General features: G+C 64.0%; 28 protein-coding genes. 14 read left to right on the plus strand and 14 right to left on the minus strand.

Going from position 1 to position 26,792, the window contains the following annotated elements:
- Position 1 precedes the first annotated feature (1 nt).
- Entirely contained in the window at positions 2–1,093 is a 1,092-nt protein-coding gene (locus AC0L58_RS05985; RefSeq protein WP_473687637.1) for a 3-deoxy-7-phosphoheptulonate synthase, read from the plus strand.
- Between the two features lie 8 nt (positions 1,094–1,101).
- Here AC0L58_RS05985 and AC0L58_RS05990 read toward each other — a convergent pair whose 3' ends face one another.
- Positions 1,102–1,524 carry an OsmC family protein gene (locus AC0L58_RS05990; RefSeq protein WP_473687639.1) on the minus strand — a complete coding sequence of 141 codons (423 nt, stop codon included), beginning with the start codon at positions 1,522–1,524 and terminating at the stop codon, positions 1,102–1,104.
- A 149-nt stretch (positions 1,525–1,673) separates the two neighbouring features.
- Here AC0L58_RS05990 and AC0L58_RS05995 point away from each other — a divergent pair, with 149 nt between their 5' ends.
- The 4 genes from AC0L58_RS05995 to AC0L58_RS06010 all read left to right on the plus strand — a co-directional run bounded on the left by AC0L58_RS05995 (position 1,674) and on the right by AC0L58_RS06010 (position 3,779).
- Entirely contained in the window at positions 1,674–1,949 is a 276-nt protein-coding gene (locus AC0L58_RS05995; protein WP_473687641.1) for a GNAT family N-acetyltransferase, read from the plus strand.
- 308 nt (positions 1,950–2,257) lie between these two features.
- On the plus strand, positions 2,258–2,644 hold the full coding sequence (rsfS, locus tag AC0L58_RS06000; protein WP_473687643.1) for a ribosome silencing factor: 387 nt from the start codon (positions 2,258–2,260) through the stop codon (positions 2,642–2,644).
- A 134-nt stretch (positions 2,645–2,778) separates the two neighbouring features.
- Entirely contained in the window at positions 2,779–3,249 is a 471-nt protein-coding gene (rlmH, locus tag AC0L58_RS06005; RefSeq protein ID WP_473687645.1) for a 23S rRNA (pseudouridine(1915)-N(3))-methyltransferase RlmH, read from the plus strand.
- A gap of 68 nt (positions 3,250–3,317) precedes the next feature.
- A complete protein-coding gene (locus tag AC0L58_RS06010) occupies positions 3,318–3,779 on the plus strand; it encodes a GNAT family N-acetyltransferase (protein WP_473687647.1) in 462 nt (153 codons plus the stop codon).
- A 176-nt stretch (positions 3,780–3,955) separates the two neighbouring features.
- Here the strand turns inward: AC0L58_RS06010 and AC0L58_RS06015 are convergent, their stop codons facing one another.
- Complete coding sequence (locus AC0L58_RS06015; RefSeq protein WP_473687648.1) at positions 3,956–6,238, minus strand: glycoside hydrolase family 3 N-terminal domain-containing protein; 2,283 nt, start codon at positions 6,236–6,238, stop codon at positions 3,956–3,958.
- Between the two features lie 113 nt (positions 6,239–6,351).
- Here AC0L58_RS06015 and AC0L58_RS06020 point away from each other — a divergent pair, with 113 nt between their 5' ends.
- Complete coding sequence (locus AC0L58_RS06020; RefSeq protein ID WP_473687650.1) at positions 6,352–6,930, plus strand: Maf family protein; 579 nt, start codon at positions 6,352–6,354, stop codon at positions 6,928–6,930.
- A 2-nt stretch (positions 6,931–6,932) separates the two neighbouring features.
- Here the strand turns inward: AC0L58_RS06020 and AC0L58_RS06025 are convergent, their stop codons facing one another.
- Both AC0L58_RS06025 and AC0L58_RS06030 read right to left on the minus strand, forming a co-directional pair.
- Positions 6,933–7,700, minus strand: a complete 768-nt coding sequence (locus AC0L58_RS06025) for a lysostaphin resistance A-like protein (protein ID WP_473687652.1) — start codon at positions 7,698–7,700, stop codon at positions 6,933–6,935.
- Positions 7,701–7,854: 154 nt separating this feature from the next.
- Positions 7,855–8,247 carry an MAPEG family protein gene (locus tag AC0L58_RS06030; RefSeq protein ID WP_473687654.1) on the minus strand — a complete coding sequence of 131 codons (393 nt, stop codon included), beginning with the start codon at positions 8,245–8,247 and terminating at the stop codon, positions 7,855–7,857.
- A gap of 120 nt (positions 8,248–8,367) precedes the next feature.
- Here AC0L58_RS06030 and ypfJ point away from each other — a divergent pair, with 120 nt between their 5' ends.
- A complete protein-coding gene (ypfJ, locus tag AC0L58_RS06035; RefSeq protein ID WP_473687656.1) occupies positions 8,368–9,231 on the plus strand; it encodes a KPN_02809 family neutral zinc metallopeptidase in 864 nt (287 codons plus the stop codon).
- 101 nt (positions 9,232–9,332) lie between these two features.
- Positions 9,333–9,719, plus strand: coding sequence for a YkgJ family cysteine cluster protein (locus AC0L58_RS06040; RefSeq protein WP_473687658.1), 387 nt, complete (start codon positions 9,333–9,335; stop codon positions 9,717–9,719).
- A gap of 37 nt (positions 9,720–9,756) precedes the next feature.
- Here the strand turns inward: AC0L58_RS06040 and AC0L58_RS06045 are convergent, their stop codons facing one another.
- Positions 9,757–11,619, minus strand: coding sequence for a DEAD/DEAH box helicase (locus AC0L58_RS06045; protein ID WP_473687660.1), 1,863 nt, complete (start codon positions 11,617–11,619; stop codon positions 9,757–9,759).
- 158 nt (positions 11,620–11,777) lie between these two features.
- Here AC0L58_RS06045 and fghA point away from each other — a divergent pair, with 158 nt between their 5' ends.
- Positions 11,778–12,626, plus strand: coding sequence for an S-formylglutathione hydrolase (gene fghA / locus AC0L58_RS06050; RefSeq protein ID WP_473687662.1), 849 nt, complete (start codon positions 11,778–11,780; stop codon positions 12,624–12,626).
- Between the two features lie 32 nt (positions 12,627–12,658).
- Positions 12,659–13,168, plus strand: a complete 510-nt coding sequence (locus AC0L58_RS06055) for a GNAT family N-acetyltransferase (protein WP_473687664.1) — start codon at positions 12,659–12,661, stop codon at positions 13,166–13,168.
- Positions 13,169–13,244: 76 nt separating this feature from the next.
- On the opposite strand, the gene AC0L58_RS06060 is transcribed toward AC0L58_RS06055, so the two are convergent.
- Positions 13,245–14,570 carry a DEAD/DEAH box helicase gene (locus AC0L58_RS06060; RefSeq protein ID WP_473687666.1) on the minus strand — a complete coding sequence of 442 codons (1,326 nt, stop codon included), beginning with the start codon at positions 14,568–14,570 and terminating at the stop codon, positions 13,245–13,247.
- 149 nt (positions 14,571–14,719) lie between these two features.
- Positions 14,720–15,376, minus strand: a complete 657-nt coding sequence (locus AC0L58_RS06065; protein WP_473687668.1) for a class I SAM-dependent methyltransferase — start codon at positions 15,374–15,376, stop codon at positions 14,720–14,722.
- 110 nt (positions 15,377–15,486) lie between these two features.
- On the opposite strand from AC0L58_RS06065, the gene AC0L58_RS06070 reads away from it, so the two are divergent.
- Positions 15,487–15,972 (plus strand): FKBP-type peptidyl-prolyl cis-trans isomerase, encoded by a 486-nt coding sequence (locus tag AC0L58_RS06070; protein WP_473688606.1) that lies wholly within the window; start codon positions 15,487–15,489, stop codon positions 15,970–15,972.
- 155 nt (positions 15,973–16,127) lie between these two features.
- Here the strand turns inward: AC0L58_RS06070 and AC0L58_RS06075 are convergent, their stop codons facing one another.
- The 4 genes from AC0L58_RS06075 to AC0L58_RS06090 form a co-directional block, all read right to left on the minus strand.
- Positions 16,128–17,513 (minus strand): RES family NAD+ phosphorylase, encoded by a 1,386-nt coding sequence (locus AC0L58_RS06075; protein ID WP_473687670.1) that lies wholly within the window; start codon positions 17,511–17,513, stop codon positions 16,128–16,130.
- Positions 17,514–17,565: 52 nt separating this feature from the next.
- Positions 17,566–19,248, minus strand: coding sequence for a hypothetical protein (locus tag AC0L58_RS06080; protein WP_473687672.1), 1,683 nt, complete (start codon positions 19,246–19,248; stop codon positions 17,566–17,568).
- Positions 19,249–19,316: 68 nt separating this feature from the next.
- Positions 19,317–20,510, minus strand: a complete 1,194-nt coding sequence (locus tag AC0L58_RS06085) for a dsDNA nuclease domain-containing protein (protein ID WP_473687674.1) — start codon at positions 20,508–20,510, stop codon at positions 19,317–19,319.
- A 316-nt stretch (positions 20,511–20,826) separates the two neighbouring features.
- Complete coding sequence (locus AC0L58_RS06090; protein ID WP_473687676.1) at positions 20,827–21,327, minus strand: C40 family peptidase; 501 nt, start codon at positions 21,325–21,327, stop codon at positions 20,827–20,829.
- 266 nt (positions 21,328–21,593) lie between these two features.
- On the opposite strand from AC0L58_RS06090, the gene AC0L58_RS06095 reads away from it, so the two are divergent.
- The 3 genes from AC0L58_RS06095 (at position 21,594) to AC0L58_RS06105 (ending at position 24,143) form a co-directional block, all read left to right on the plus strand.
- Positions 21,594–22,853 (plus strand): NAD(P)/FAD-dependent oxidoreductase, encoded by a 1,260-nt coding sequence (locus AC0L58_RS06095; RefSeq protein ID WP_473687678.1) that lies wholly within the window; start codon positions 21,594–21,596, stop codon positions 22,851–22,853.
- 96 nt (positions 22,854–22,949) lie between these two features.
- Positions 22,950–23,729 carry an N-formylglutamate deformylase gene (hutG, locus tag AC0L58_RS06100; RefSeq protein ID WP_473687679.1) on the plus strand — a complete coding sequence of 260 codons (780 nt, stop codon included), beginning with the start codon at positions 22,950–22,952 and terminating at the stop codon, positions 23,727–23,729.
- A gap of 189 nt (positions 23,730–23,918) precedes the next feature.
- A complete protein-coding gene (locus AC0L58_RS06105; RefSeq protein WP_473687681.1) occupies positions 23,919–24,143 on the plus strand; it encodes a hypothetical protein in 225 nt (74 codons plus the stop codon).
- 28 nt (positions 24,144–24,171) lie between these two features.
- Here the strand turns inward: AC0L58_RS06105 and AC0L58_RS06110 are convergent, their stop codons facing one another.
- The 3 genes from AC0L58_RS06110 to AC0L58_RS06120 are packed head-to-tail and all read right to left on the minus strand — an operon-like array spanning position 24,172 to position 26,789.
- Positions 24,172–24,609, minus strand: coding sequence for a RidA family protein (locus AC0L58_RS06110; RefSeq protein ID WP_473687683.1), 438 nt, complete (start codon positions 24,607–24,609; stop codon positions 24,172–24,174).
- The gene (gene can / locus AC0L58_RS06115; RefSeq protein WP_473687685.1) at positions 24,606–25,271 is read right to left on the minus strand and encodes a carbonate dehydratase; all 666 of its coding nucleotides are present in this window, start codon (positions 25,269–25,271) and stop codon (positions 24,606–24,608) included. The genes AC0L58_RS06110 and can overlap by 4 nt, the downstream gene beginning before the upstream one ends.
- Before the next feature lie 30 nt (positions 25,272–25,301).
- Positions 25,302–26,789 (minus strand): aldehyde dehydrogenase, encoded by a 1,488-nt coding sequence (locus tag AC0L58_RS06120; protein WP_473687687.1) that lies wholly within the window; start codon positions 26,787–26,789, stop codon positions 25,302–25,304.
- Positions 26,790–26,792: the final 3 nt, after the last annotated feature.

Genomic DNA, 26,792 nt, shown 5'->3' on the forward strand with positions numbered 1-26,792 from the left:
CATGCACCCCACCGACGACCTGCGCATCAGCGCCATCACCCCGCTCAGCACACCGGCTGAAGTCATGCGCGATTGCGTGGTTTCCGAGGAGGCGGCGGCTACCGTCGACGCGTCACGCCAGGCGCTGCATGCGATCATCGCCGGCCGCGACGATCGCCTGGTGGTGGTCATCGGGCCCTGCTCGATCCACGACACGCGCGCCGCGCTGGAATACGCCGGCCGACTTGCCCCGTTGCGCCAGGAGCTGGGTGATGCGCTGGAGATCGTGATGCGCGTTTATTTCGAGAAGCCGCGCACCACCGTGGGTTGGAAAGGGCTGATCAACGACCCCGATCTCGATGGCAGTTTCCACATCGACAAGGGATTGCGCATGGCGCGCACGCTGCTGCGTGACATCAATGCGCTGGGCGTGCCGGCCGGTTGCGAGTTCCTCGACATGATCACGCCGCAATACATCGCCGACCTGGTTGCCTGGGGTGCGATCGGGGCGCGCACCACCGAGAGCCAGGTGCACCGCGAACTGGCGTCCGGCCTGTCGTGCCCGATCGGCTTCAAGAACGGCACGGACGGCAACGTGAAGATCGCGGTGGATGCCGTGCAGGCGGCGGCGCAACCGCATCATTTCATGGCCGTCACCAAGGAAGGTCGGGCCGCCGTGGCGACCACCCGTGGCAATGGCGACTGCCACGTGATTCTGCGTGGCGGCAAGGCACCAAACTACGACAGCGCCAGCGTTGCCGCCGCCTGTGCCGCGATCGACCGGCATGGCCTGCCAGCGCGGGTGATGATCGACGCCAGTCACGCCAACAGCGGCAAGCAGCCCGAGAACCAGCCCGCCGTGGTCCACGACATCGCCGCGCGCGTGGCCGGCGGTGCCCGCAATATTCTTGGCGTGATGGTGGAGAGTCACCTGGTAGGCGGCCGGCAGGAACTGCGACCCGACCAGCCGCTGCGCTACGGCCAGAGCATCACCGACGGCTGCCTGGACTGGGATGCGTCGAAGCAGGTCCTGGTCGAGCTGGCGCTGGCGGTGCGCCGGCGACGCCGGAACGAAGCCACGGCGACATCACTGGACGACGTCGCCGCGGCCTGAGTCGACATTCAAAGCAGCTTGGCGTCCAGCGTGATCCTGGCCTTCAGCACCTTGGAAACGGGGCAGCCTTGCTTGGTTGCCTCCGCAATGCGGTCGAACGTGGCCTTGTCGGCCTTCGGAACCCTGGCCTCGCAGGTCAGGTGTACGGCGCTGATCGTGAAGCCATCGCCGTCCTTGTCCAGGCTCACCACTGCCTTGGTGTCGATGCTGTCGGCGGTGAGTCCGGCCTCCCCAAGGCCCAGTGACAATGCCATCGAATAGCAGCCCGCATGGGCGGCCCCGATCAGTTCCTCCGGATTGGTACCGGGTCCATCCTCGAAGCGGGACTTGAAACCATACGGCGCCTCGCGCAGCACGCCGGTTTCGGTCGAGATCGTGCCCTGGCCGTCCTTGATACCACCGGACCAATGGGCGAAAGCGGACTTCTTCATGGCAGACTCCTGCGTGGGTTCGATGAACAGATACCACGATGACAGGTGCGGCATGCAGTCCGCGCGAATTTTGGCGGCGTGGGTCTTCACGCCCGGTTAGCTCGAGCTGCTCCTATATGCTTGGGCTTTCGCACACGGGCAGCATCCTCATGTCACCTTCCATCCAGCATGATCCGGCAGCCGGACGATTTGTCACACGCGTCGACGGAGTCGATTGCCTGCTTGAATACCAGCTCGTCGGGTCCGTGATGACGATCACCCACACCGAAGTACCCCCTGCAGTCGGCGGCCGCGGGATTGCCGGTGCGCTGGTGCAGCAGGCGCTGGAAACGGCGCGAGACAACGGTTGGCAGGTCGTGCCGGCCTGTTCGTATGCGGCGGCGTGGATGAAACGCCACCCCCAGTACACGGACCTCCTTGCCTGAACCGTACCGTTTGAAGTGGGCCCAAGGCCGAATGGCACTTACACAAGCCCAAAGCCTTGCCATTCCGTCGTTCCTGCGAACGCGGGAACCCGGTGCCTTCCGGTTTCGGCGAACGATCAAAGGCTGCTGGATCCTCGCTTTCGCGAGGATGACGAGCTTGAGTCAGTGCCATTCGTCCCAAGGCCAGCATTCATCGTCTTGCCCGGCAGCCCAACCCCGGTCGACTACGTTGACGTAGCCTTTTGAAAGGGCGGTTATACTGCGACCGCGCCATTTTGCGCTGCGATCCTGTATCGAGGCCCATCCTCTTGAGTACTGCCCGTAGCAACAAGACCGTCACCACGGCAACCCTGCGCAAGTCGGTCATCGACGCGCTGGAAGAACTGAAAGCCAAGGACGTCCGCGAAATCGACGTCCGCGGCAAAACCTCCATCGCCGACCTGCTGGTCATCGCCTCCGGCACCTCGGCGCGCCATGTCAAATCCCTCGCCGACGAAGTCGGCAAATACGCCAAGAAAGCCGGCGTGATGCCACTGGGCGTGGAAGGCGAACAGGAAGGCGAGTGGGTGCTGGTGGATCTGGGCGACGTGATCGTTCACGTGATGCTGCCGCGTATCCGCGAGTTCTACGGCCTGGAACGGCTGTGGACGGTCGGGGACCATGGCCACGAAATGGATGCAGCCGAAGCTGGCTGACATGCTTCCGTCTCCCTGCGCAGGACGCCCCGGTTGATCACATGCAGGATCGAAGGCGCCGTAGGGCGGGCTCTGCCCGCCGGCTCTTGTCGTGGTGAGTGCAAGAGGCGCGGATTTTCATTGGAGCGGCAAGCATGCGCGCACGCCTGATCGCCGTCGGCGAACGCATGCCCGACTGGGTGGCCAGGGGCTTTGCGGAGTACCGGAAGCGACTCTCGCACGAGCTGCCGCTGGAACTGTTCGAATTGAAACCGGGCAACCGCGGCAAGGGCCGCGATGATGCGCGGGCGATGCATGATGAAGGCATCGCGATCCTCGCCGCCTTGCCCACGGACTGCCACGTGGTCGCGCTGGACGGCCGCGGCAAGACCTGGTCCAGCGAGGAGCTGGCCGCCCAACTGGAAAAGTGGCGCATGGGCGGCCGAGATGTCGCCTTCCTGATCGGTGGCCCCGATGGTCACGCCCCCGAGGTGCTGGCACGCGCCGACCAGCGCTGGTCACTGGGCCCGCTGACCCTGCCGCACATGCTGGTGCGGCTGGTGCTGGCCGAGCAGTTGTATCGCGCCACCACGATCATCGCCGGGCATCCCTACCACCGCGCCTGAGGGGCATGACGACGAGCACAGTGGCCGAGCGATTATGCTTCGTCCGTTCCCCGCTACCCGTTCGCGCCATGACCTGCCAAATCCGCCTCGCCGGCCCCGCCGACCTCGATACCCTGGTGCCACTGTTCGATGGCTATCGCCAGTTTTACCGGCAGGCTGCCAGTCCGGAGCGTGCGCGCAGATTTCTGGCCGAACGATTGACGCTGCGCGATTCACAGATCCTGCTCGCTGCCGACGAGAAGCATGTGGGCCTGGGCTTCACCCAGCTCTATCCCCTGTTCTCGTCAGTGCGCGCGGTGCGTACCTACCTGCTCAACGACCTGTTTGTAGCGCAAGTCGCGCGCAGGCAGGGCGTGGCGAGAGCGCTGCTTATCGCCGCCGCCGATCACGCGCGCAACCTCGGCGCCGCCAGCCTGTCGTTGTCGACGGCACTCGACAATCTGCCCGCGCAGGCGCTGTACGAGTCGGTTGGCTGGCAGCGTGAGCAGGGCTTCTGTGAGTACGGGTTGGTATTGCAGGAGCAGCTTTGACGGGTTCCGGTGGTGCGGGCGCGATGGTTGCTTTTGTCCCGACTCTGCACGTTGCGAGCGAATATTTTTGGGGCGGCCTTCAGTGATCCATCGGAACCGCCTCGTCGGACCCCCGGGGCGAGTCAGAACGCAACACAAGCGTTTGACGCTTGCGTTGCGCGGCGACCAAGTGCCGCTCAGTCTTGCTCAGGCTGGGAGTGCAGGCGCTTGGTTGCAGAGTTGTCGAGCAGCTCGAACGTCGCCGAGTTCGTCGCGGTCGAGTCGCCGCCGACGTAGACGTCGTAACTGCCTGCCTCGATGCCGATGCTCCCGCTGGCGCGATAGAACGCGAGGTCGGCGGGCCGGAGCGCGAAGCGCACTTCGGTGGAGGCGCCGGGGGCCAGGGTGATGCGCTGAAAGCCCTTGAGCGATCGGACGGGTGGGCTGACGCTGGCGACCTTGTCGTGCACGTACAACTGCACGACTTCGCTGCCGCGGCGCGGGCCGCTGTTGGTCACGCGCACGCTGGCGTGCAGGGTGCCGCCTGGGTCCAGGTGGTTGCTGTCCAGGCTCACCGGGCCGTAGCTGAAGGTGGTGTAGCTGAGACCGTAGCCGAACGGGTAAAGCGGCGTGTTCGGCACGTCCGTGTAATGCGTGGTGTAGTGCCGGCTTACCGGGGTGGACGGATCCCAGGCTCGTCCTGTTTCCAGATGGGCGTAGTAGAGCGGGATCTGGCCGACGTCGCGCGGAAAGGTCATCGGCAGTTTGCCCGAGGGGTTGGCCTTGCCGAACAGCAGGTCGGCGACGGCGGGGCCGGCTTCGTCGCCGGGGACCCACGCTTCCAGGATGGCGCTCGCATGATCGTGCAGCCACGGGATGGTCAGCGGGCGACCATTGATCAGCACCACCACCACCGGTTTGCCGGTGGCCACGATCGCCTTGGCCAGGTCGAGCTGGTGTCCGGGCAGGCCCAGCTGCGAGCGGCTGTTGCCTTCGCCGAACAGGGTCTCGTCCTCGCCGACGATCAGCACGACAACGTCGGCGTCCGCGGCGGCTTTCACGGCTGGCGCGATGCCGGAAACATCATCTCCGGTGACCTCGACGCCGCGCGCATACGTCACCGCGGCAGCGGCACCGGCGGCGTTGCGGATACCGTCGAGTATCGGCACCACGTCTTCCGGTTCCCCCTCGGCACTCATCTGTCCCAGCATGGCGCGACGTGCATCGGCCAGCGGGCCGATCACCGCAATGCGGCGGCCGGTGGAAAGTGGCAGCGTGTGCCGCTCGTTTTTCAGCAACACCATCGACTCGATCGCGGCCTGACGCGCCAAGGCGCGATGCGCTGGCGAGAGGGTGACCTGCTGCATCCGTTTTGCGTCGCCATAGCGGAACGGGTCCTGGAACAGGCCCAGTCGGTACTTGGCCACCAGCACGCGGCGCACGGCAGCGTCGATTTCACGCATCGGCACCTGGCCGCTGCGCACCAGCGCAGGCAGCTGGTCGAGGTAGGTGCCGCTGTGCAGGTCGATGTCGATGCCGGCGGCCAGCGCCAGTCGCGCGGCCTCGGCGGGCGTGGCGGCGATGCCGTGTTGCTGTAGCTCCGGTACGGCGTCGAAGTCGGAGACGATCACACCTTCGAAGCCCCAGCGATGGCGCAGCAGGCCAGTCAGCAGCGCACGGTCGGCGGTGCTGGGAATGTCGTTGAGCGTGGTCAGCGCCGGCATCACGGCACCGACGCCATCATCGACCAGCGCCTGGAACGGCGGCAGGTAGACGTCGTGCAGCAGGCCTTGCGGCAGGTAGGTGGCGTTGTAGTCGCGTCCGCCTTCCACCGCGCCGTAACCGACGAAGTGCTTGGCGGTGGCCAGCATGGTGTCGGGTGCGGCGAGGTCGTTGCCCTGGAAGCCGCGCACCTGCGCGCGCGCCATCGCGGCGCCCAGATACGGGTCTTCGCCGGCACCTTCCACCACGCGGCCCCAGCGTGGGTCGCGGCTGATGTCGACCATCGGGCTGAAGGTCCAGTCCACGCCGGCCGCGGTGGCTTCGGTGGCGGCGGCGCGGTGCACGCGCTCGACCAGGGCGGTATCCCAGGATGCAGCCAGCGCCAACGGGACGGGGAAGATGGTGCGGAATCCGTGGTTCACGTCGCCCATGAACCACAGCGGGATCTGCAGTCGCGACTGCATCGCCAGTTGCTGCATGCGGCGGGTGTGGGCCAGCACATCCTGTCCCGGCAGTACGCCGTTGGTGCCGCCCAGATGGCCTTCGCGCACCAGTTGGTCGAGGTCCTTGCGATCGGCACCGGCGATGCTCAGCTGGCCTACCTTTTCCTCCAGCGTCATGCGCGCCAGCAAGTGGTCGACGAAGGCGTGCATGCCCGCGGGCGCTCCCGATTCTGCCGACTTCGTGCCGGCGATGGCGACGGAGGAGAGCATTGCCGCAAACAGCAACAGCAAGCACGAGCCGCGGCGATGGTGCATGGCGATTTCTCCTGCCGTGAGAGGCAAGAAGTCATTCTATCGATCCGGCGCATCTGCGTGCAGGCGGGGCTGCCGCTATGCTGTGTTGTCGCCCACGTGATCCGGAAACCCGCATGCTCCATCTCGCGTCAAAATCGCCTCGCCGCCGGCAGTTGTTGCAGCAGATCGGTGTGGATTTCTCGATCATCGAGGTCGAGGTGGTTGAACAGCGGCATGCCGCCGAGCCGCCGCGTGATTACGTCAGCCGCGTGGCCCACGACAAGGCGCGCGCGGGCCTGATGTCGCTGACCGGTGATGCGCGAGGCGATGCCGTGGTACTGGGCTCGGACACCGAGGTGGTGCTGGCCGACGAGGTGTTCGGCAAGCCGCGTGATGCGGACGATGCGATGGCGATGTTGCGTCGCCTCTCCGGGCGCACGCACGAGGTCATCTCGGCCGTGTGGCTGGTGTCGGACGCGCGCGAATCGAGCGATGTGTGCGTGTCGCAGGTCCGCTTCGCCTCGCTCGATGAGGCGACCATCGCCGCGTACGCGGCTACCGGCGAGTCATTCGGCAAGGCTGGTGGTTATGCGATCCAGGGGCGTGGTGCGGCGCTGGTCGAGTATTTGCAAGGCAGCTATTCCGGCGTGATGGGCCTGCCACTGTTCGAGACGTCGCGGCTGCTGCGCGAATTCGGTGCCGTCAGCGGGTGACCTCATCCGCCCGGGTGAGCCACCACGAACCAGGCGGCCACCGCCAGCAGATTGTTGGCGCCGTGGCCGACCACGCTGGGCCAGATCGAACCCGAGCGCAGTCGCAGCCAGGCCAGAGCCAGCGCCAGCAACAACAGAGCGGGCAGGGCATATATTTTCCAGCCCAGGCCGGGCAGATGGGCCAGTGCAAAGGCCAGCGAGCTGAGCCCGATCGCGGCAATGCGGCCCCAGCGCTGCAGCAGCGCAGACAACAGCACGCCACGAAACAGCAGTTCTTCCACCAGCGGGCCCAGGCTCACCACCAGCAGCACCAGCGGGACGCGCCAGGCCAGGGGCGTGCTTTCGCCCAGTTGCCGGATATTCTGGGTGACCGGATGGCCTTGTGCCAGCCATTGGGTCAGCCATCCACCGACAATCGGCGCAGCCAAGCCGATGAGCACCGCCAGCAGCAGGAAGCGAGCCTGTTGCGGGCGAACGAAGCCGAAGCCGGGCGGATGCGCCAGCGGCCACAGGTGCGGCCAGCGTCGCCGAATCAGCAGCATGATCGAGACCGCGGCCAGGCCGAGCACGATCATCACCAGCAGCGCCTGCATGCCGGGTTGTTGCAGGGTGCGATGGATGACGCCGGGCAGATCCAGCAACTCCTGCCATGAGTGGAGCTGGCCGGTGGCGACGGCGAGAATCACCGCAACGACGCTGCCGCCAATGGCTTGCAGCACGAAGTAGAGCGCGATCCAGCCCAGCGCCATCCAGATGCCCGGGGCAGGCATGGGTCGCGGTAGTTCCGGTGGCAGTCTGGTACAGGATGGAGCGGTCACGGAGTCGATGGTCAGAATATCCATGGCGAACGGGTGGTGCGAAAGAACATGCCGGAGACCTTCGGTCCGGATCGGCATTCTCTGGATGAACAGTCTGGTGCGAGGATCAACCCACGGCCATGGCGCGGATCACGCCGATGCAGGCCATCAGCGCCAGCACCAACCAGGCAAGCATGCCGAGCCCGAAGCCGGGGCCGCGTTTGCCGGCATCACCCAGGTAGGCGGCGGCATACCACACGCGGCCTACCAGCCAGACCAACCCGACGATACCGGCCCAGCCGCTGAAGCCGTAGTTCGCGGCCAGCCACAGCGTGGGCAGGAACAGTACGGTTTGCTCCAGGGTATTCATCTGTACCCGATAGGCGCGTTCAAACGCCGGATGCCCAGTCACCGCCGGCGCCTTGATCTCGTATTTGCCCCGAGCCCGGCCAACCATGACGACGGTACCGAACAACAACAATACGGTGAGCAGAGTAACCAGGGCGGGTAGCTGGGTCATGGCGGGTCCTCGATCAAAGAGTTCGTACTCTAGCTGCAACCGGCGCGTAGCGTGATCGCGGCCAAGCGGCTATCGTCGTACGACGGCACCGCAGCACGGTGCGCAGCGCGCGAGGGCATCATGGATTGGAGAAAGGGTGGCAGCAGCAGCAACGTCGAAGTCGACAGCGGACGTGGTGGCCGGCGCTTTGGCGGCGGGGGCGGTGGCCGGATGGGACTGGGTGGCCTGATCGTGCTGGCGATCCTGGGTTGGGTGTTCTTCAAGAACCCGCTGGCGCTGCTGGATCAGGGCAGCGTGCAAACCGGCGCGCCGACGCAGAGCGGAGTGCCGGCCCAGGTCGATCCCCAGCAGAAGGCGTTTGTCAGCGCCATTCTGCGTTCGACCGAGGTGACCTGGGGCGACATATTCCAGGCGAAGGGGATGACCTACGTCGACCCGAAACTGCATCTGTTCAGCGGCGGCGTGAGTACCGGGTGCGGCGGTGCCAGCAGCGCGGTGGGGCCGTTCTACTGCCCGTCCGACCAGAAGGTGTATCTGGATCTGGCGTTCTTCCAGCAATTGCAGGATCAGCTGCATTCCTCGGGCGATTTTGCGCGGGCCTATGTGATCGCGCATGAGATCGGCCACCACGTGCAGAAGCTCACTGGTGTGTTCGATCGGGTGCGGCAGTTGCAGCGCCAGGGCCAGCCGATGGACGGCGCCAACGGACTCTCGGTGCGGCAGGAGCTGCAGGCCGATTGCTATGCCGGCGTGTGGGCCAACCACAGCCAGCGCGAGTTGAACTGGCTGCAACCCGGAGATATCGAAGAAGCGCTGAACGCGGCCAGCAACATCGGCGACGACACCTTGCAGCAACAGTCGCAGGGACGGGTACGCCCGGACACCTTCACCCATGGCACCTCGGCGCAACGCGTGAAGTGGTTCAAGACCGGTTTCAACAGCGGCGAGATGGACCAATGCAACACGTTCGCCGGTCAACTCTGAGCGGTGGTTGAACAGGCCGGCCAGGGTTCCATCCCTGGCCGGCCCGACACACTCTAGACTTCGCGTGCTGCGCGCCTCGGGGTGCGCTCTGGCGTCATCCGATGCTTCATCCCTGCCTGCGTTGCGGTGCGTGTTGCGCGCACTATCGTGTCGCGTTCCACTGGTCCGAGGCCGAGGCTTTCCTGGGCGGAACCGTTCCACCGGAACTCACCGAGAAACTTGATCACCACCGCCTGGCGATGCGCGGCACCAACGTGGCGCAGCCACGTTGCACGGCCCTGCAGGGCGTCGTCGGCGAAGCCGCGCATTGCGGCATCTATCCGCGGCGACCGTCGGTGTGCCGCGAGGTCCAGCCTTCGTGGGAATCCGGTGCGGCAAGCCCCCAGTGCGACAAGGCGCGGCTAGCGCACGGGCTGCCGGTGCTGCAGCCGGAGGACTGGCTCGATCCATTCGATGCCGGCGACCCGCCGTTGCCGCAGATTGCCTGAGCGCGACCGTCCGGCCGCGCCCGTTGCTTGGCTGGACCTACTTGTGTCGCGGTGGCTTGCCGCCGCCGGGTCGGGGCTTGGATCCGCCAACAGGCTTCATGTAGCCCCCGGGCTTGTGCGCCGGCCGCGCGCTAGTGCCGGTGTCGGTGCCGTCCCATTCGTGGATCCGCAACTGCTGCTGCACGACCCACACTTTTTTCAGGTGCTCGAACACTTCCTTGGGCATGCCGTCGGGCAGGTCGATCAGGCTGTAGTGGTCGCGGATGCTGAGGCGGCCGATGTACTGGCTGTCCAGCCCGGCCTCGTTGGCGATCGCGCCGATGATGTTGCCCGGCTTCACGCCATGCTCGTGGCCCACCTCGACGCGGTAGGTGCGCTTGCCTTGCTCGGTGGCGTGGGCGCGCACCGGGCGCGTACCGAATTCGCGCGGCGGCGCGGCACGCTCATGCGTGCGCGGCTCATGCGTGCGCGGCTTGTGTTCGCGCGGCGGGCGGGCGCCGTTGTCCTGCTCGCGCGGTTTGCGCTCGCGCGATGCCGGCTCGTACTTCTCGCGCTTGGGCGGAGGTGACAGCAGCAACGGCTGGTCGCCCTGTGCGATCCGCGCCAGCGCGGCGGCGATCTCGATCGCCGGCACGTTGTGCTCCTGTTCGTACTGCTCGATCAGTTGCTGGAACTGGCCCAGCTCGCCCTGCGCCAGCATGTCGGTGATGCGCTGCTTGAACTTGCCGATGCGCACGTCGTTGACGACCTCGACCGAGGGCAGCTGCATCTGCTCGATCGGCTGCCGGGTGGCGCGCTCGATCGCATGCAGCATGCCGCGCTCGCGCGGGCTCACGAACAGGATCGCCTCGCCGTTGCGACCGGCGCGGCCGGTGCGGCCGATGCGATGCACGTAGCTTTCGGTGTCGTACGGGATGTCGTAATTGAACACGTGGCTGATCCGCTCCACGTCGAGGCCGCGCGCGGCCACATCGGTGGCCACCAGGATGTCGAGCTTGCCGTCCTTGAGTTGCTGGATCACCCGCTCGCGTTGCGCCTGCACGATGTCGCCGTTGATGGCCGCCGCTGCCAGGCCGCGTGCCTGCAACTTGCCGGCCAGCTCTTCGGTGGCCTGCTTGGTGCGCGCGAAGATGATCATCGCGTCGAATGGCTCGGCTTCGAGGATGCGCGTCAGCGCGTCCAGCTTGTGCATGCCGCTGACGAACCAGTAGCGCTGGTGGATGTTCGGCGTGGTGGATGCCGACGACTTGATCGTGACCTCGACCGGGTCTTTCAGGTGCCGCTGCGCGATCTTGCGGATCTGCGTCGGCATGGTCGCCGAAAACAACGCCACCTGGCGCTCGGGCGGGGTCGCGTGCAGCACTTTCTCGACATCGTCGATGAAACCCATGCGCAGCATTTCGTCGGCTTCGTCGAGCACCAGATACTTCAGCTCGGACAGGTCCAGGGTGTGCTTGTCCAGGTGATCGATCACCCGACCGGGCGTGCCCACCACCACGTGCACGCCGCGCTTGAGCGAGTGCAATTGCGGGCCGTAGCTCTGGCCGCCGTAGATCGGCAGTACCTGGAAACCGGGGATGTGCGCGGCGTAACGCTGGAACGCCTCGGCCACCTGGATGGCCAGTTCGCGCGTGGGCGCCAGCACCAGTGCCTGCGGCTTGCCGGCGCGCGGGCTGATCCGCGACAGGATCGGCAGGGCGAATGCGGCCGTCTTGCCCGTGCCGGTCTGCGCCTGGCCCAGCACGTCGCGGCCTTCCAGCAGCGGCGGGATGGTGGCGGCCTGGATCGGTGACGGCGATTCGTAGCCGACATCAGCCAGCACGCGCAGAACGTCGGGATGCAGCGCGAGTGCGCCAAAACCGGGCGAAGCCGGGGCGTGGTCGGAAGCGGGGGAAGACATGGGGGAACCTCGAAACCATGGCAGCGCCGGGAATGCGGCGCGCAAGGGGCGCATTCTACCAGTCCGGGCGGGTCGGCGTGGGACCATTTGCTGAATGTCGCGTACACACTCGCACCGCTATGCTCGGGGCTGGATGCACGGCCTGGAGGCGGTTGAGGATGGCTACGCTTGAGACGATTTCCGAACAGCGCCTGCACGGCGGGGTACAGGGCTTTTACCAGCACACCTCGCAAGCCTGCGGTGGGCCCATGCGCTTTGCGCTGTACCAGCCGCCGCAGGCAGCGAAGCAGGCCTGTCCCGTGCTGTACTTTCTCGCCGGCCTGACCTGCACCGAGGAAACCGCCACGATCAAGGCCGGTGCGCAACGGCTGGCGGCCAAGTTGGGGCTGGTGTTGGTGATGCCCGATACCAGTCCGCGCGACACCGGCTTTGACGGCGCCACCGGCGACTGGGAATTCGGTGAGGGGGCGGGTTTCTACCTGGACGCCACGCAGCCGCCATGGTCGTCACGTTTCAACATGTACACCTACGTGGCCGACGAGCTGCCGGCGTTGCTGGCGGAACACTTCCCGGTGGACATCTCCCGCAGCGCACTGTGCGGTCATTCGATGGGCGGACATGGCGCCCTGACCCTCGCGCTGAAGCAGCCGACCAGGTATCGCTCGGTATCGGCCTTCGCGCCGATCGTGGCGCCCAGCCGGGTGCCATGGGGACACAAGGCGTTGCCGCGGTATCTGGGCGAAGATACCAATGCCTGGGCTGAGTACGACGCCTGCGAATTGGTGCGGCGCCAGACTTTCCCGGGCACCATCCTGATCGACCAGGGTGAGGCCGATCCATTTCTGGACAAACAGCTGAAACCGGAATTGTTCGACCAGGCCTGTGCGGAGGCGGGGCAGTCGTTGCTGCTGCGCCGGCATGCCGGTTATGACCACAGCTACTGGTTCATCTCCAGCTTCATCGATGACCATCTCCATTATCATGCCGAGGCGCTGGGGTTGCTGTGAGAGAGGGGCCCCGACTGCAAACGGCGCATGGCGTGATCCGACTGCCAGAGCCGGCCGATGCGTCGAAGTTGCTGAAGTTCCGCCTGGAAAATCGCGAACACCTGGCGTCGTGGGAGCCGCTGCGTTCGGCCGACTATTACACGCTGGAGCAGTGTGCGCGGGCAGTGCGCGACGCACGCGAGGTCGCCGAACTGGATCGCGGCTATGCGCTGGCACTGTTCGATCCCGCGGAGCAGGAGATCCTGGGCAGCATGACCCTGTCCAACGTGATGCGTGGGCCGTTCCAGGCCTGCCTGCTCGGCTACGGCATCGGCAGCCGCTGGCAAGGCCGCGGCTTGATGCACGAAGCGCTTGAAGCCACCCTTGCCTGGGCATTTGGCGAGCTGGACCTGCATCGGGTGATGGCGAATTATCTGCCGCGGAATGAGCGCAGCGCGCGACTGCTGGCCCGGCTCGGCTTCGAGCGCGAAGGTTATGCACGCGCCTATCTGAAGATCGCCGGGCAATGGGAAGACCACGTGCTCACGGCGAAGATCCGCTGAACCGGCTGCGGGATATGTCACACGAAAATGGCGGCCCGAAGGCCGCCATTTTCGTTGTCGCTTGTGGTGGTTCTGCTCAGGCCTTGGCGGCCGGCCGACGATTCGTGCGGCGGCGCTGGTTGCCGGCGGCGTGGTCGCCGCGGCCTTGCGGCGCGTAGCCGTTCGGCCGAGCCGAACCGGCGGGCTTGCCCTGGCGCGGCGCGCGCGACTGGCGCTGGCCACCGCCACCCTGCTTCGGGCGCGGGGCACCGGCGTCCAGACGCAGCGGCGCGGAGGGCTCGAAGCCGGCCACCGGGTTGATCGCGATGTCCTGCTTCAGCAGCTTGCGAATGTCATGCAGCAGACCGCTTTCGTCATGGCTGACCAGGGACAGTGCCAGGCCTTCCAGGCCTGCGCGGCCGGTGCGGCCGATGCGGTGCACGTAGTCCTCGGCCACCGAGGGCAGGTCGTAGTTGATCACGATCGGCAACTGCTCGATGTCGATGCCGCGGGCGGCGATGTCGGTGGCCACCATCACGGTGACGCGGCCACTCTTGAAATCGCTGAGCGCGCGGGTACGGGCGTTCTGGCTCTTGTTGCCATGGATTGCGGCGCTGCGCAGGCCCGAGGCGTTGAGGAAGGTCACCAGCTTGTCGGCGCCGTGCTTGGTGCGACTGAACACCAGCGTCTGGCGGCGGCTGTCCTGCGACAGCACATGCAGCAGCAGGTCGCGCTTGCGCGACGCGTCGACCGGGTGCACCTGATGGCTGACCAGGGTGGTCACCGTGTTCGGCGCGGAGACCGAGATCTCGCGGGCGTTGTGCATGAACTCCATCGCCAGCGTCTTGATCGCCGGCGGGAACGTGGCCGAGAACAGCATGGTCTGGCGCTTCTTCGGCAGCGACTGCAGGATGCGCTTCAGCGCGGGCAGAAAGCCCATGTCCAGCATGCGGTCGGCTTCGTCCAGCACCAGCGTTTCCACCGCGGACAGATCCAGCGTGCGCTGCTGCATGTGATCGATCAGGCGGCCGGGGGTCGCCACCACGATGTCCACGCCGCGACGCAGCACGTTGATCTGCGGGCCCATGCTGACGCCGCCGAAAATGGTCGTGCTGCTGACGCGCATGTGCTTGCTGTAGCTGCGCATGTTGTCCTGGATCTGCGCGGCCAGCTCGCGGGTCGGGGTGAGGATCAGCGCACGCGGGCGGCGCGTCATCGTCTCGCCGCTGGTGGAGAGCTTCTGCAGCAGCGGCAGCGCGAACGCGGCGGTCTTGCCGGTGCCGGTTTGCGCGGCCGCGAGCAGGTCGTGGCCTTCCAGTGCGGGCGGAATCGCCGCAGCCTGGATCGGGGTGGGTTTCGTGTAGCCGTAATCGGCGAGCGCACGCAACAACGCGGGCGCAAGGCCCAGCGAATCAAAAGACATGTAACACTCCTGTGCAACCCGGAGTGTTCATACCGTGTTGCGAATCAAGGGGAAGGGGGCGGCGGTGTGCCGCAGCGGCCAGGATGGTCGGCCGCGCCGCGCAGTATATCCGAACTGATGGTGCAATGCACGATGCAGACGACGCCGGCTCAGGCCCCGTGTTGCGCCACCACCAGGTAGCTGTTGAACGGCGTACGCCCACGCAGTGGGGCGATGCGCACCACCAGGCCGGCGGCTTCCAGCGGCTGGCGCACTTCGTCGGCATCCGGATAGTGCTGTGCGCCGCCGGGTATCCAGCCCGAAGCCCGCAGGAAGAATTCCTCCAGCCGGGTGGCATGGAAGCGCCAGTTGGCCTCCCGCAACACGTTGCGGATCACCAGTCGGCCATGCGGCGCCAGATGCCGGATCGCCTGCTGCAACAGCGTGACTTGGGCGGGTGCGGGCAGGTAGTGCAGCACGTCGAGCAGCGCCACATGCCCCCGCATCGGTGGCAGCTCGTGCGCATCCACGCAGCGCAGTTCGACCGCTTCGGCCAGCCCCGCCCGTCGGGCGGCGCGGCGACCGGCGGCAATCTTGCGTTCGTCGTGATCCACGCCGAGATAGGCTGCACGGTGCCCGCATGCATGGAGGTATTGCCCGAGCAAGCCCATCCCGCAGCCGATGTCGAGCAGCGGCAGCCCGTTGCCGGCAAACACGTCGGCGCTGGCCGCGTACACCGGGTCGCTGGCCAGCTTGCCACGCACATACCAGCGCCGCATGTGACCGTCGTAGTAGCTGGCAATGCGCTGGCGTGCGTCGCGGTCCATCCACGTCCCGTCTGTCGGCAAGGTACCAGCCTAGCAGTTGAGCGGAGCTCATCGTGGCCGCATCCACACCTGATAGAATCGCCGGTTTGCAGACCCTCAAGAGATCCATGATGAAAGCTGGCAAGGACAAGGTGGTTTCGCTTCACTACACGCTGACCGTGGCAGGCGAGCAGCTGGAAAGCTCGCGCGACCGCGACGAACCACTGTGGGTTCTGCTCGGTCACGGCCAGCTCATTCCGGGTCTGGAGACCGCGCTGGAAGGCCACGAGGCCGGTGAAGAGCTCTCCGTGGACATCGCCGCCGCAGACGGCTATGGCGAGCGTCAGGAGGGCCAGATCCAGCGCATGTCGAAGAAATACTTCCCGCAGGCCAACCGGCTCAAGCCCGGCATGGTCACCGTGCTGCAACTGAAAGAGGGTGGTCAGCGCGCCGTCACCGTGCACAAAGTCGGCATGACCACGATCGACGTCGACGTGAACCACCCGATGGCCGGCAAGGACCTGCATTTCGACGTGGCCATCGGCGAAGTGCGCGAAGCCACCGAAGAAGAACTCCAGCACGGGCACGCCCATCCGCCGGGCAGTGCGGAACACTGAGGGGCGACTCTGCGGGTCGAACAAAAGCGGCGCCACCGGCGCCGCTTTTTCGTTTCTGATTCGGTGTCAGGAGGCGGCTATCGGCCAAGACGGTACTCGTTTGGGCCGTAGATCAAGCCACGTACACACCACGATTTATACGGGGTGCGCGCTCGCTAGAACGGCGACCTCCGCCTAGGGGGCCTATCGCGCCTCGGCACATCGTACTTCGTCACGTGTGTTTTCGCGGTGGTGAAGTGGACCCCTTCAATTTCCTGAATCTCAAGTTCATCAAGATCAATCTCCAACGTCGTCGCGCGCTCGTCCGGATCGGCGAACCAATGGGGCACTTGGGAGCGATCATCTGGATGCACCACGTTGATCTCAGGATTCCAATGGTCGCCATCCTCATCCGTTTCGGATAGTTGAACATGACTCGTGGGGCACTCCTTCTCGCCCGAGAAAGCAACTCTTGACGCCTTGTTGAACAGCACCACATTCCGCCCCTGCTGTGCTCCCGGTCCTTGATACTGAACGGAGCGAAAGACAATGCCGTCCAGGTTAAGGTTGGGATGGGTGGCTAAGAAGTCAGCGATTGCTTGTGTAGTCAGGTAACCGTTGTCTTCGTGCTCCGGCATCACAGGCATGATCATGCGACTCGAAAGAGTGCGCAGGAAGTTGTTGCTGCTAACAATTTCCTCGGTACTCGGGTCAAAAAAGCTCGTGCCGGGATGCAAGACCAGTTCCGCCAGCTTATCCAAGTCCAAGACTTTCAGCTGGCGAGTAAAGTTGAAAGTACCGACCAGCACATGGCTTCCAACGGGAGGCCGCACCTCCGATACAGCAATCTCTGGAATGCTCGCTCCATAAAACACAGACACACCGCGCGCGTTCATTCGTCCGGCACGCGCAACATCAGAGGGAGGTGGTCCTGCAGCTCTAGCGGGATGAGAAAGCGCACTCTCCAGCTCTTCGAATGTTTGGAACACGCGCGCCCGATAGAGCTTCGGCAATCCGGTACCAGGCCCGGCGTCCAAGATGACCCCATTTCCGCTGGCCGTCCGGTAGTCCAGGAGCGGCCCGAAAATCCTCTCAAGGATTGAAATAACCCTCGGATTGACGATGCGTGCCTCACTGCGGAGGCTCGCTTCCATCTTTCGCCATTCAACACCCAAGGTAGATGGGAGTCGCGACGTTTCGGCGAAGTACGGATCATCGCCGTACCGGTGCTCATGCGAGCTCCAATCAAACCATCGATCGGTAAGTGATTCGGTGAGGTCATCGAGCACGCCTTCGTCTGCCCCGAGGAGATCCTCTAGAACAGACCTGAGGCTGTCACCCGCTGGGGTTCTGTCGTAAAGGACGACGGAATCCTCCAAGCTGGTCGGCTCGTAATAGGTTTCGATTACGTGCTCACAGCGATCCACCAGCTCTTCGAGGACAACCGTCGGCCCAGTCCTTTCGCAGTAGGCGCATTCGGCACGAGTGCCAATAGAATCAACGATGGAGGCGAGACGAGGCTCCCTGATGCAAGCAGCGCAAATGCGATTGAGTTCCGACACCTTCCAGCCCCTGTCTAACTTCTGTTGTCCTAAGGATTGCCCCGGGTGGATCTTAGAAGTCCTGGGCGCGAGTCCGGCCACTTTGCTTCCTGGAGCTTTCCCCAAATACCAGTGCTTCATTAAGCAATTTGAGAGGTCCGCGAATGACCTCCGCGACGGCGGGGAATTGCTCCTTCGATAGAGCGCCGTGGCTCTTCTCAAATGGAACAACCTCAAAGCTGGAAATGTCGAGGTCAGCCGGAAGTGTTTCGATTGCCAAGACCACCTGATGGCTTGCGCTGGCAGCACGTCCGGCAACTTCGATCATCTTCCGGAGATTCTTTTCGTCTTGCCCGGACTGTTGTGGGGTATCCATGACAAACGGAAACAGGGGGCAATCCCCATACTCAGCGTTTGTGCTCAAGAGCCCGAGATGGACGGCCAGCATGGAGCGTGGCGCAGAACTGCCTCCAGCCTCAGCACGATTCCCAGGTACAACCTTGGACACCTGCTCGTCGCTTGGAACATTGAGCGATTGTGAGAACATGGCAACGGCGTTCGAGAAGTATTCCTGCACAGTCTTGATGCGATGCCTATCGAGGAACTGTTTAGCACGGGCCTTTAGCTCCCGCTCTTGAGCCTCAAGGTCCGTCAGGCTGACTTTGATTTCCAGCGATACGCGGTGGAATGCCTCGTCCAAGGTGCGCCGACTTTGCGCGACGAGTAGTTCGCTCAATGCGAGGTCCGCCTTGCGCTCTTGCGCCGTGCGATCAAACTCGGCGATGGCTCTAGTGATTTCCGAAAGTTGTGATCGGATGCTTTCCTCTTCGGACCTCTGCTCGTTTGAGCGGGCGTGGAGCTCCGCGACGAGAGCGGCCATCGTGTCCGCATCTTGGGAGAGTGTGAGGCGTGCATGGAATGAGTTTTCATGTTGGACGCCACACGTGGGACACTCGATAGGGCCGGATGGAAGGTCGGACAAATAGACAATGTCTGCGCTCAATTCTTTGTGGGCCGCTCCAGCTAGTTGCAATTCTGCCCGCATCTGCTCACGCGTGTTCATCACCATGAGCAGCTTCGCGCGCGTCTTTATCTGGAGGTTGTAGGCGTCAGTTGCCTTCCTGCCAAGATCTGCCAGTTCGCTACGGAAAGCCTGAGGGTCTAGAGTTGGTACGTCTTCTGGGAGAATTTCCTCGACGCGCCGAAAGGCTGCGGCTTGAGCATCCAACTCCCTGCGCTTCTCATTTAAGACGACTGATAGCTCATCTTGCTTCTGCTTCGCTTCGAAGTAGGCGTTGGGCTTGAGTCCGATGAAGGACTCGAATGTAGGCTTCTTCCAAGCTTTGAATTGACCGAGGTCTTCATATGTGTCCCAACTAGCACCCCAACTGCCGTCCTGGTCCATATAAAACGGGAGTGTCAGGTATTCCATCCCTGCTTGATCGAAGCGCTCGCCCTTATGCCGGGGAAGCTGGAGGCGGTAGCCAAATATCCGGGCGATATGTCGGGTCCAATCGCTCATCTTCTGAGTGCCAAAAAGCAGCCGCCCATCGAGGAATAGCCCCAAGCGGTTCCCCTGGCGCAAAACGAAGTAATCCTTTCCTTCAAACAAGAACTCAAGCGCCCCGATAGTTTCAGCGTCCCAGTTGCCGACGTTGCGCTTGGGCGGATTGCAGCCAAAGACCCAGAACAGGTTCTTAGTGATTCTCGATTTCCCCGTCCCGTTCGAGCCGAGAAGGAGAGTCTGCTTGGCCAAGTCCAGCTTCCGAGCGCTTGCGTCTCTCTGCGATATCAGAAAGAGCGTCTTGAAGGTGACTTTCCGGCTCATGCTTGAGCCTCAGATTCCGGATGAGCCGCAACATGGAGTACGTCGATTTCGATTCCATCGTTTAGCACCAATAAGGCAACCGCGTTTATGTATCCAGGCTTGAGGCCGACGAATACGGAAGCGTTTGCGGCGAGGCCTGCTTCCACCAACTTGTCCATGAGTTCCCCCAGCTTGACGCCATCCGCCGCAGCCAAAACGTCGTTGATGTGTGTCGCAAGCACTGAGACGCACTGCTTTAGCTGATTGTTTGTTCGATCCACGGCATGGGCGAGCACAGTCACGCGCTCGACTTGGATAGCTTTGACCGATTGGAAGGGGTGCGTTTCGGCGTGAAGCCGGGCGATGGCTCCATCCAAGACTTCGCCGATCTGAGGCTTTGCTGCGGCAACGCTTGCGAGGATTTGCACGGCTTCGCTTCGCGAGAGAAGCCTCTTCTTTAACTCGGTGAAGTTCGAAGCGTACCCGGTGTTCGAAGCCTTCGATTGCATTATTGATGCCAAGACGCGCGCCGCGACTGTCGGCCGTTTCAAATCGAACGGAAGCTTCCCACTTTCGCTGAGTTCCGCAAGCTTTCCAGCAAGGAAGAAGTGTTGCTGCCCTAATGGTAGATCGCTGCGATGAATTGCAAAGTTGCTCAGGTCGAGGTCTTCCGCTGCAATGCCCAACTGCCTCCCTAAGTGTTCCCGAAGCTCTTTTTGCTGGCTTGCCGCTAAGTCGGACAATTGGCACTGATTGACAAAAACATTTTCTGCTTCTTCGAGCGAGACCTTCACTCCGACATTCGAGACAAACCGGAGCCTAGTGGGGTGGCCAGAGAAGTCAGTCCTGCGTTTGTAAAGCTTCGCCAGAGGCGACGCATCGCGCGTCTTGTCCCTGCGTTGTCGGCCTGCCGTTCGGAGGTCTTTTAGCTTCCACCCACCTGTCTGCTCGTTCTTCTTTATCTGGCAAAACTCGACCGCTGTGGGCGAGTCGGCAGAGTCCAGAAGCGCTACGTCTTCTTTGACTTCCATGCCGACTGCGAAGTCTTCATCGTTTGCGAGCAGTTCTGCTACTGCCAAAGCGCCCCACCACTGTTGGTAGGTAAACCCGAGAGTGGCATTGACGCCCGTCTTCTCATCGGTCGGCCTGTCCCGAAGCAGCAGCTCGAGAGCATCCGGTTTGACTCCTTCGTCCCCCAAAAGTTCTGTCATACGGTTTTCCTTCCCCCACCGCGAGCGTACCGCATCCCGTCGTGGGAGGAAGCCCCAGGACACTTAAAGCAAAAGTGCGGCTCGGAGGATCCCCTATCGTGTACTTGAGGCATTTACCAAAAAACTCCGGTTTTGGATCACTTATCTCATTGAGTATGAATGTGTTTAGCGAATTTTTCCCGAAGCGAAATTCTTCTCATTAATGACAGCTTCGGGTCGACATCCGCCCCTCCAACACAAACGTGCGTGTTGTATCTGCGCGTGTCCGAACACCGAACACCGAACACAATGCCCTCCGGAATCCGCCCTCAATCTCTCAATCCAACACCCGCCGCCCAAACGCAAAATGCTCCCCCCAATACGGTCCGTCGATATCGTCTAGCCGCACCGTACCGCCGCTGTTCGGCGCATGCACGAAGCGGCCCTTGCCGACATACACGCCAACGTGGCTGATGCTGCCGTCAATATCGAAAAACACCAGGTCACCGCTGGCCAGCTGGGTCATCCGGCGTACCTTGCGCGCATCCATTGATGCCATCTCGTGCGAAGTGCGCGGCAGTTTGATGCCGGCCGCCGTGCGGTAGATGTAGTCGACCAGGCCGCTGCAATCGAAACCACCCGCGGGTGTGTTGCCGCCCCAGTGGTAGGGCGTGCCGACCAGGCCGATTGCACGAAACAGGATGTCGTTGGCTTCACCGGCGCTGGCCGCCGAGGGTGCCTTGGCCGGCAGGTCGGCGAGGGCGGAATGCGACCCCTTGTAGGTGGACTCACGTCGATGCGGACTGCTGGCGCAGGCGGTGAGCAGGAGCAGCAGCATGCCAAGAGACAACCATCGCAGTACACGTGGCGAGAGGGGTGTGGCTCGCAGCGAGCGCTCCAAGTGCATGATCCAACCTCGGCCTGAGTCGCGCCGAGGTTATCAAATCAACAGGTTGGTGGAAAGTTCTCAGAAACTGGACGAATTGGGTGTGGGCGATGGCGGAGGGGGACCACTGGTGACGGAGAAGGCGCGAACAACGGCAGGGCAGAAATGCGCAAGCGCCAGGGCACCGCGTCCACACCATGCTCGATAGAATGCGAGCCATGCATGACAACCAAGACGACGTGTTGATCCTCGGCGGTGGCGTGATCGGGCTCGCTTGCGCGCTGTACCTGCTGAAGGCTGGCGCCAGCGTGCGCGTGCTGGAGCAGGGCACGCCCGGTTGCGGCAGCTCGCATGGAAATTGCGGCACGATCACGCCCAGTCACGCGCTGCCGCTGGCGATGCCCGGGATGGTCGGGGTCGCGCTGCGTTCGATCTTCCATGCCGACGCGCCGCTGTATCTCAATCCGCGAATGGACGGCCCGCGGCTGCGCTGGTTGCTGGGTTTTGCGCGGCGTTGCAACTGGCGCGATTTTCATGCGGCGACGCAGGCGCGGCTGGCGATCCTGCAGCGCTCGCGGCAGTTGCTTGGCGAGCTGGTGCGCGATGAAAAACTCGCGTGCGAGTTCAGCGAGCAAGGCACGTTGTATGTCTATCGCACGACGAGGCTGCAGAAGCTCGACGAGAAGGAACACACGCCGTTGCTGGAGAAGCTCGGTATCGAAACGCAGCCGCTTTCTGGCGAACAGGTCGAGGCGATGGAGCCTGCACTGAAGCCCGGCGTGGTCGGCGGATTGATGCATCCGGGCGATGCGTCATTGCGGCCGGATCGCTACGTGGCTGAACTGGCCCGGCGCGTGGTGGAACTCGGTGGCGTGATCGAGAGCGGGGCATGCATCGAAGGATTCGATACGGAAGGCGCGCGAATCAGGGGCGTAAAAAGCAGTCGTGGCACGTTCCGCGCCGAGCGTATCGTGATGGCACTCGGCGCGTGGTCACCGCTGCTGGCGAAGCAGCTCGACCTGCGTTTGCCGATGCAACCCGGCAAGGGTTATTCGCTCACCTACCGCCGACCTGCGCTGGCGCCACGGCATGCGTTGACCTTGCGCGAACCTTCGGTTTGCGTCACTAGCTGGAGCGACGGTTACCGGCTGGGCAGCACGATGGAGTTCTCCGGTTACCGTGAAGGGCTGAATCACACGCGGCTGGATGCGTTGCGTCGCGGGGCCGCCGCCAATCTGCGCGAGCCGGAAGGGACCGAGCTGCTGGAACAGTGGTGGGGCTGGCGGCCGATGAGCGTCGATGAGGTGCCGATCATCGGTGCGAGCAAGCGCTGGAGCAATCTGTGGCTGGCGACCGCGCACGGCATGCTCGGGGTAAGCATGGCGGCGGCCACCGGCGAGTTGATTGCGTCGATGTTGGGAGGGATGCCGGCGGAGATTGATGCGACGGTGTATGCGCCGGGGAGGTTTGGGGTGTAGGGCGGTGTTCGGTGTTCAGTGTTCGGTGTTCGGTGTTCGGTTGGTTGTCGTCAGGCTCCGTCCGTTTCCCGTTCTCGCGCCGCGTACAATGCCCGCATGACTATCTTTACCCTGCATCGCGGTCGCGTGCCGCTGTTGATCAGTCTGCCGCATGATGGCAGCTTCATTCCCGATGAGATTGCCGCGCGGATGCATCCGGCGGCGCGACGTTCGCCGGATACGGACTGGCATGTGGCGCGGTTGTACGAACCACTGGCCGAGGCCCTGGGCGCCAGCGTGCTGAAGCCGCGGGCGTCGCGTTACGTGGTGGATCTCAATCGGCCGGCGGATGGTCATGCGTTGTATCCGGGCCAGCGCGAGACGGGGCTGGTGCCGACCGTGGGTTTCGATGGCGAGCCGTTGTACCTGGATGGCGGCGCGCCGGACGCCGCGGAAATTGAACAACGGATAACCGGCTATTGGCAGCCCTACCATGACGCCTTGTCGCAGGAACTTGCGCGGTTGTGTGCCGAGCATGGTCGCGCGGTGTTGTGGGAAGGTCACTCGATCCGTAGCCGGGTGCCGATGTTGTTCGACGGCAAGCTGCCGGATTTCAACCTGGGCACGGCGACCGGCACGAGTTGCGGTGCGCCGCTGCAGGCACGGCTGCAGGCCTGTCTGGAATCGCAATCGCGCTTTGCCGTGGCCGTGAACGGCCGCTTCAAGGGTGGCTACATCACGCGTCACTATGGTCGTCCCGATGCCGGCGTGCAGGCGGTGCAACTGGAGTTGGCGCAACTCAACTACATGGACGAGGCGAGCTTCGAATACGACGAGGCAAGGGCACCTGAGGTACAGGCGCAGATCGACCGGTTGCTGCGCATCTGCCTCGAATGAACGCAAGAATTTGCCGTTTCGCGGAAAGCGAAAACAAAGTCAATACGTGACCGCTGCCGCGCGCAGGAAATCACGTGATGTGTTCAGCGTCGGTATTCCGTTGGCGTCGCATTGTCTCCTCGCCGTGCCGCCCGCGTTGCCGGGTTCCGGCCGGGTCCACGGCACCTATCTCGTTCGAGGTTCGACATCATGATGCGCAAACTTCTGATTGCTTCCCTGCTGGTGGCGGGTATCGCGCTCTCCGGTTCCGTGCTGGCGCAGGCGGCGGCCCCGCAGGCTCCGGCGCCGACCGCGCAGGCTGCTCCGGCAGCGAAGACTGCCAAGACCGCAACCCATCACGCGTCACATCACAAACACCACAAGCATCACAAGGCGGCCAAGGCCGCGGCGCCCGCGCCAAAAGCCGGCGGTTGATCGCGTCGCAATCGGGAAACCCGCCGGCTCAGGCCGGCGGGTTCTCTTTTGCCGGCAGCGCGGCAACACACTTGAGCTCGATCGCGATCGGTGTCGGCAGGCTGCTGATGCCAACCGTGGTGCGGCAGGCGTCGACGCCCGCGAAGCACTCCGCATAGATGCGGTTGTAGGTGGCGAAATCGCGCTGCATGTCGGTGAGAAACACGGTGACATCGACCAGATCGGTCCAGTCTGCGCCGCTGGCTTCCAGTACGGCACGGACGTTGGCGAACACTTGCCGACATTGCGCCTCGATGTCGTAGGCGGTCAGTCGGCCATCGGCGTCGTGCAGGTTGCCCGGGATCGCATTGCCGCCGGGCTGGCGTGGGCCGACGCCGGACAGGAACAGCAGGTCGCCGACGCGGCGCGCATGCGGGTAGGCGCCGACCGGTGCCGGCGCGGCATCGGTGCGGATGCCTTCGCTCATGCCTCGCCGGTCCAGCGGCGGGTCAGTTGCACCACCGCGTTTTCATAGGCTTCGGGCAACTGTTCGCGACCACGCACGTCGAGTCCCAGATCGTGGATGTGGCCGTCGTTCAGGCCGTAGATCCACGCATGCACGGCCAGCGGCTGGCCGCGTTCCCACGCCTCGCGCACCACCGTGGTATGGCATACGTTGAGCGCCTGCTCCAACGCGTTGAGTTCGCACAAGTGCGCATGGCGCAGGGCGAACGACTGCGCGGGATCCAGCTTGTCGGCGTGCTTCAGGGCGATGTCGGTGATGTGCCGGAGCCAGTTGTCGATCAGGCCAAGACGGCTTTCCTTGAGCACGGCGCCAACGCCGCCACAACCGTAGTGGCCTACCACCAGGATGTGCTTGACCTTGAGCACGTCCACCGCGAACTGGATGGTGCTGAGCGCGTTGAGATCCGTATGCACCACCACGTTGGCCACGTTGCGGTGCACGAAGATCTCGCCCGGCGGCAGGTCGACGATCTGCGTGGCCGGTACGCGCGAATCCGAGCAGCCGATCCACAGGTATTGCGGAGCCTGCTGTTGCGACAGCTGCTCGAAAAAGGCGGGGTCCTGCACGGTGACCTGGTCGGCCCAGCGGCGGTTGTTGGCAAGCAGGTCTTTCAGTGAATTCATCGGGGCTCCAGAAGTGCGGGTGTGCGTGTCTCAGCTTTGTCCGGGCGACACGCGCCAGGCAATGCAGATGTTTTTGGGTTCGGTGAAGAAATCCAGCGCGTCGCTGCCACCCTCGCGGCCGATACCGGATTGCTTGACGCCACCGAAGGGCGTGCGCAGGTCGCGCAGCAGCCAGCAATTGATCCACACGATGCCGAACTCGAGCTGGCCGGCAAGCCGGTGGGCACGGGAAAGATCCTGCGTCCACAACGACGCGGCCAGTCCGTATCGGCTGTCGTTGGCGATTGCGAGCGCTTCGGCTTCGTCTTCGAACGGGATCAGGCTGACTACCGGGCCGAAAATTTCCTGCTGGTTGGTGACCGCGTCCGCGGCGAGTCCTTCGATGACGGTGGGTGCGATGAACCAGCCATTGCTGCAGCGGCCGGCGGGTCGGATCGCTTCGCCACCGCACAGGATGCGACCGCCTTCGCTGCGCGCCTGTTCGATGCAGCCGAGCACCTTGTCGTAGTGCGCCTGCGAAACCATCGCGCCGAGATCATTGTCCGCGTCGTCGGGATCGCCCACGCGCAGGGCCTGCACGCGGGCCAGATACCGCTCGCGGAAGCTGGCGTAGATCGAGCGCTGTACCAGCAGGCGCGAACCGCACAGGCAGATCTCGCCCTGGTTGGCGAAACCCGAGCGCACGATGGTATCGAGGTTGGCGTCGGACAGATCGGCGTCGGCGAACACGATGGCCGGATTCTTGCCACCCATTTCCAGCGAGACTTTCTTGAACAGGGGGGCGGCGGTGCTGGCGATGTGCGCGCCGGTGGCGGTGCTGCCGGTGAACGAGATCGCCTTGATCGCGGGGTGCTCCACGATCGCCTGGCCCACGGCAGGGCCGCGCCCCTGCACGATGTTCAGTACGCCCGGCGGGAAGCCGGCTTCGATGCTGAGCTCGCCCAGCAGCGCGGCGGTGCAGGGCGTCACCTCGGAGGGCTTCGCCACCACCGTGTTGCCGGCGGCGAGTGCCGGCGCGATTTTCCAGCTGAAGAGATATAGCGGCAGGTTCCACGGACTGATGCAGCCGACCGCGCCCAGCGGCTGGCGCAGGGTGTAGTTGATGGCGGCGGTACCGCCGGCGCCGGCTTCCATCGCGTGGGATTCGCTGCCCCAGCTGATGATCGCGGCGGCGAAATAGCGCAGGTTGCTCACCGCGCGCGGAATGTCCAGCCGGCGCGCCAGGCTCAGCGGCTTGCCGCTGTCGCGCGATTCCAGCGCAGCGAATTCGTCGACTCGTGCCTCGATCAGCGCAGCAAGTTTCTCAAGCAAGCGGGCGCGCTGCTCGATCGGAGTGCCCGCCCAGCCGGGGACTGCACGTGTGGCCGCGTCCACTGCCGCGGAGACATCAGCCGCGTCGGAATCCGGGCAGCGGGCAAACACGATGGCGGTAGCGGGTTCGGGTACATCCAGCCAGCGGTCGTGGATGGGCGCCTGCAGGCGGCCGTCGATCAGATTGGCAAGGCGCAGGATAGGCATCCG

The sequence above is a fragment of the Rhodanobacter sp. G2-10 genome (assembly GCF_055809185.1).

Bases quoted from the DNA above. Each gene is read 5' to 3' on its own strand.
- AC0L58_RS05985 (WP_473687637.1), top strand. From the start codon at position 2: ATGCACCCCACCGACGACCTGCGCATCAGCGCCATCACCCCGCTCAGC.
- AC0L58_RS05990 (WP_473687639.1), bottom strand. From the start codon at position 1,524: ATGAAGAAGTCCGCTTTCGCCCATTGGTCCGGTGGTATCAAGGACGGC.
- AC0L58_RS05995 (WP_473687641.1), top strand. From the start codon at position 1,674: ATGTCACCTTCCATCCAGCATGATCCGGCAGCCGGACGATTTGTCACA.
- rlmH (WP_473687645.1), top strand. From the start codon at position 2,779: ATGCGCGCACGCCTGATCGCCGTCGGCGAACGCATGCCCGACTGGGTG.
- AC0L58_RS06010 (WP_473687647.1), top strand. From the start codon at position 3,318: ATGACCTGCCAAATCCGCCTCGCCGGCCCCGCCGACCTCGATACCCTG.
- AC0L58_RS06015 (WP_473687648.1), bottom strand. From the start codon at position 6,238: ATGCACCATCGCCGCGGCTCGTGCTTGCTGTTGCTGTTTGCGGCAATG.
- AC0L58_RS06020 (WP_473687650.1), top strand. From the start codon at position 6,352: ATGCTCCATCTCGCGTCAAAATCGCCTCGCCGCCGGCAGTTGTTGCAG.
- AC0L58_RS06025 (WP_473687652.1), bottom strand. From the start codon at position 7,700: ATGCCTGCCCCGGGCATCTGGATGGCGCTGGGCTGGATCGCGCTCTAC.
- AC0L58_RS06030 (WP_473687654.1), bottom strand. From the start codon at position 8,247: ATGACCCAGCTACCCGCCCTGGTTACTCTGCTCACCGTATTGTTGTTG.
- ypfJ (WP_473687656.1), top strand. From the start codon at position 8,368: ATGGATTGGAGAAAGGGTGGCAGCAGCAGCAACGTCGAAGTCGACAGC.
- AC0L58_RS06040 (WP_473687658.1), top strand. From the start codon at position 9,333: ATGCTTCATCCCTGCCTGCGTTGCGGTGCGTGTTGCGCGCACTATCGT.
- AC0L58_RS06045 (WP_473687660.1), bottom strand. From the start codon at position 11,619: ATGTCTTCCCCCGCTTCCGACCACGCCCCGGCTTCGCCCGGTTTTGGC.
- fghA (WP_473687662.1), top strand. From the start codon at position 11,778: ATGGCTACGCTTGAGACGATTTCCGAACAGCGCCTGCACGGCGGGGTA.
- AC0L58_RS06060 (WP_473687666.1), bottom strand. From the start codon at position 14,570: ATGTCTTTTGATTCGCTGGGCCTTGCGCCCGCGTTGTTGCGTGCGCTC.
- AC0L58_RS06065 (WP_473687668.1), bottom strand. From the start codon at position 15,376: ATGGACCGCGACGCACGCCAGCGCATTGCCAGCTACTACGACGGTCAC.
- AC0L58_RS06070 (WP_473688606.1), top strand. From the start codon at position 15,487: ATGAAAGCTGGCAAGGACAAGGTGGTTTCGCTTCACTACACGCTGACC.
- AC0L58_RS06085 (WP_473687674.1), bottom strand. From the start codon at position 20,510: ATGACAGAACTTTTGGGGGACGAAGGAGTCAAACCGGATGCTCTCGAG.
- AC0L58_RS06090 (WP_473687676.1), bottom strand. From the start codon at position 21,327: ATGCTGCTGCTCCTGCTCACCGCCTGCGCCAGCAGTCCGCATCGACGT.
- AC0L58_RS06095 (WP_473687678.1), top strand. From the start codon at position 21,594: ATGCATGACAACCAAGACGACGTGTTGATCCTCGGCGGTGGCGTGATC.
- hutG (WP_473687679.1), top strand. From the start codon at position 22,950: ATGACTATCTTTACCCTGCATCGCGGTCGCGTGCCGCTGTTGATCAGT.
- AC0L58_RS06105 (WP_473687681.1), top strand. From the start codon at position 23,919: ATGATGCGCAAACTTCTGATTGCTTCCCTGCTGGTGGCGGGTATCGCG.
- AC0L58_RS06110 (WP_473687683.1), bottom strand. From the start codon at position 24,609: ATGAGCGAAGGCATCCGCACCGATGCCGCGCCGGCACCGGTCGGCGCC.
- can (WP_473687685.1), bottom strand. From the start codon at position 25,271: ATGAATTCACTGAAAGACCTGCTTGCCAACAACCGCCGCTGGGCCGAC.
- AC0L58_RS06120 (WP_473687687.1), bottom strand. From the start codon at position 26,789: ATGCCTATCCTGCGCCTTGCCAATCTGATCGACGGCCGCCTGCAGGCG.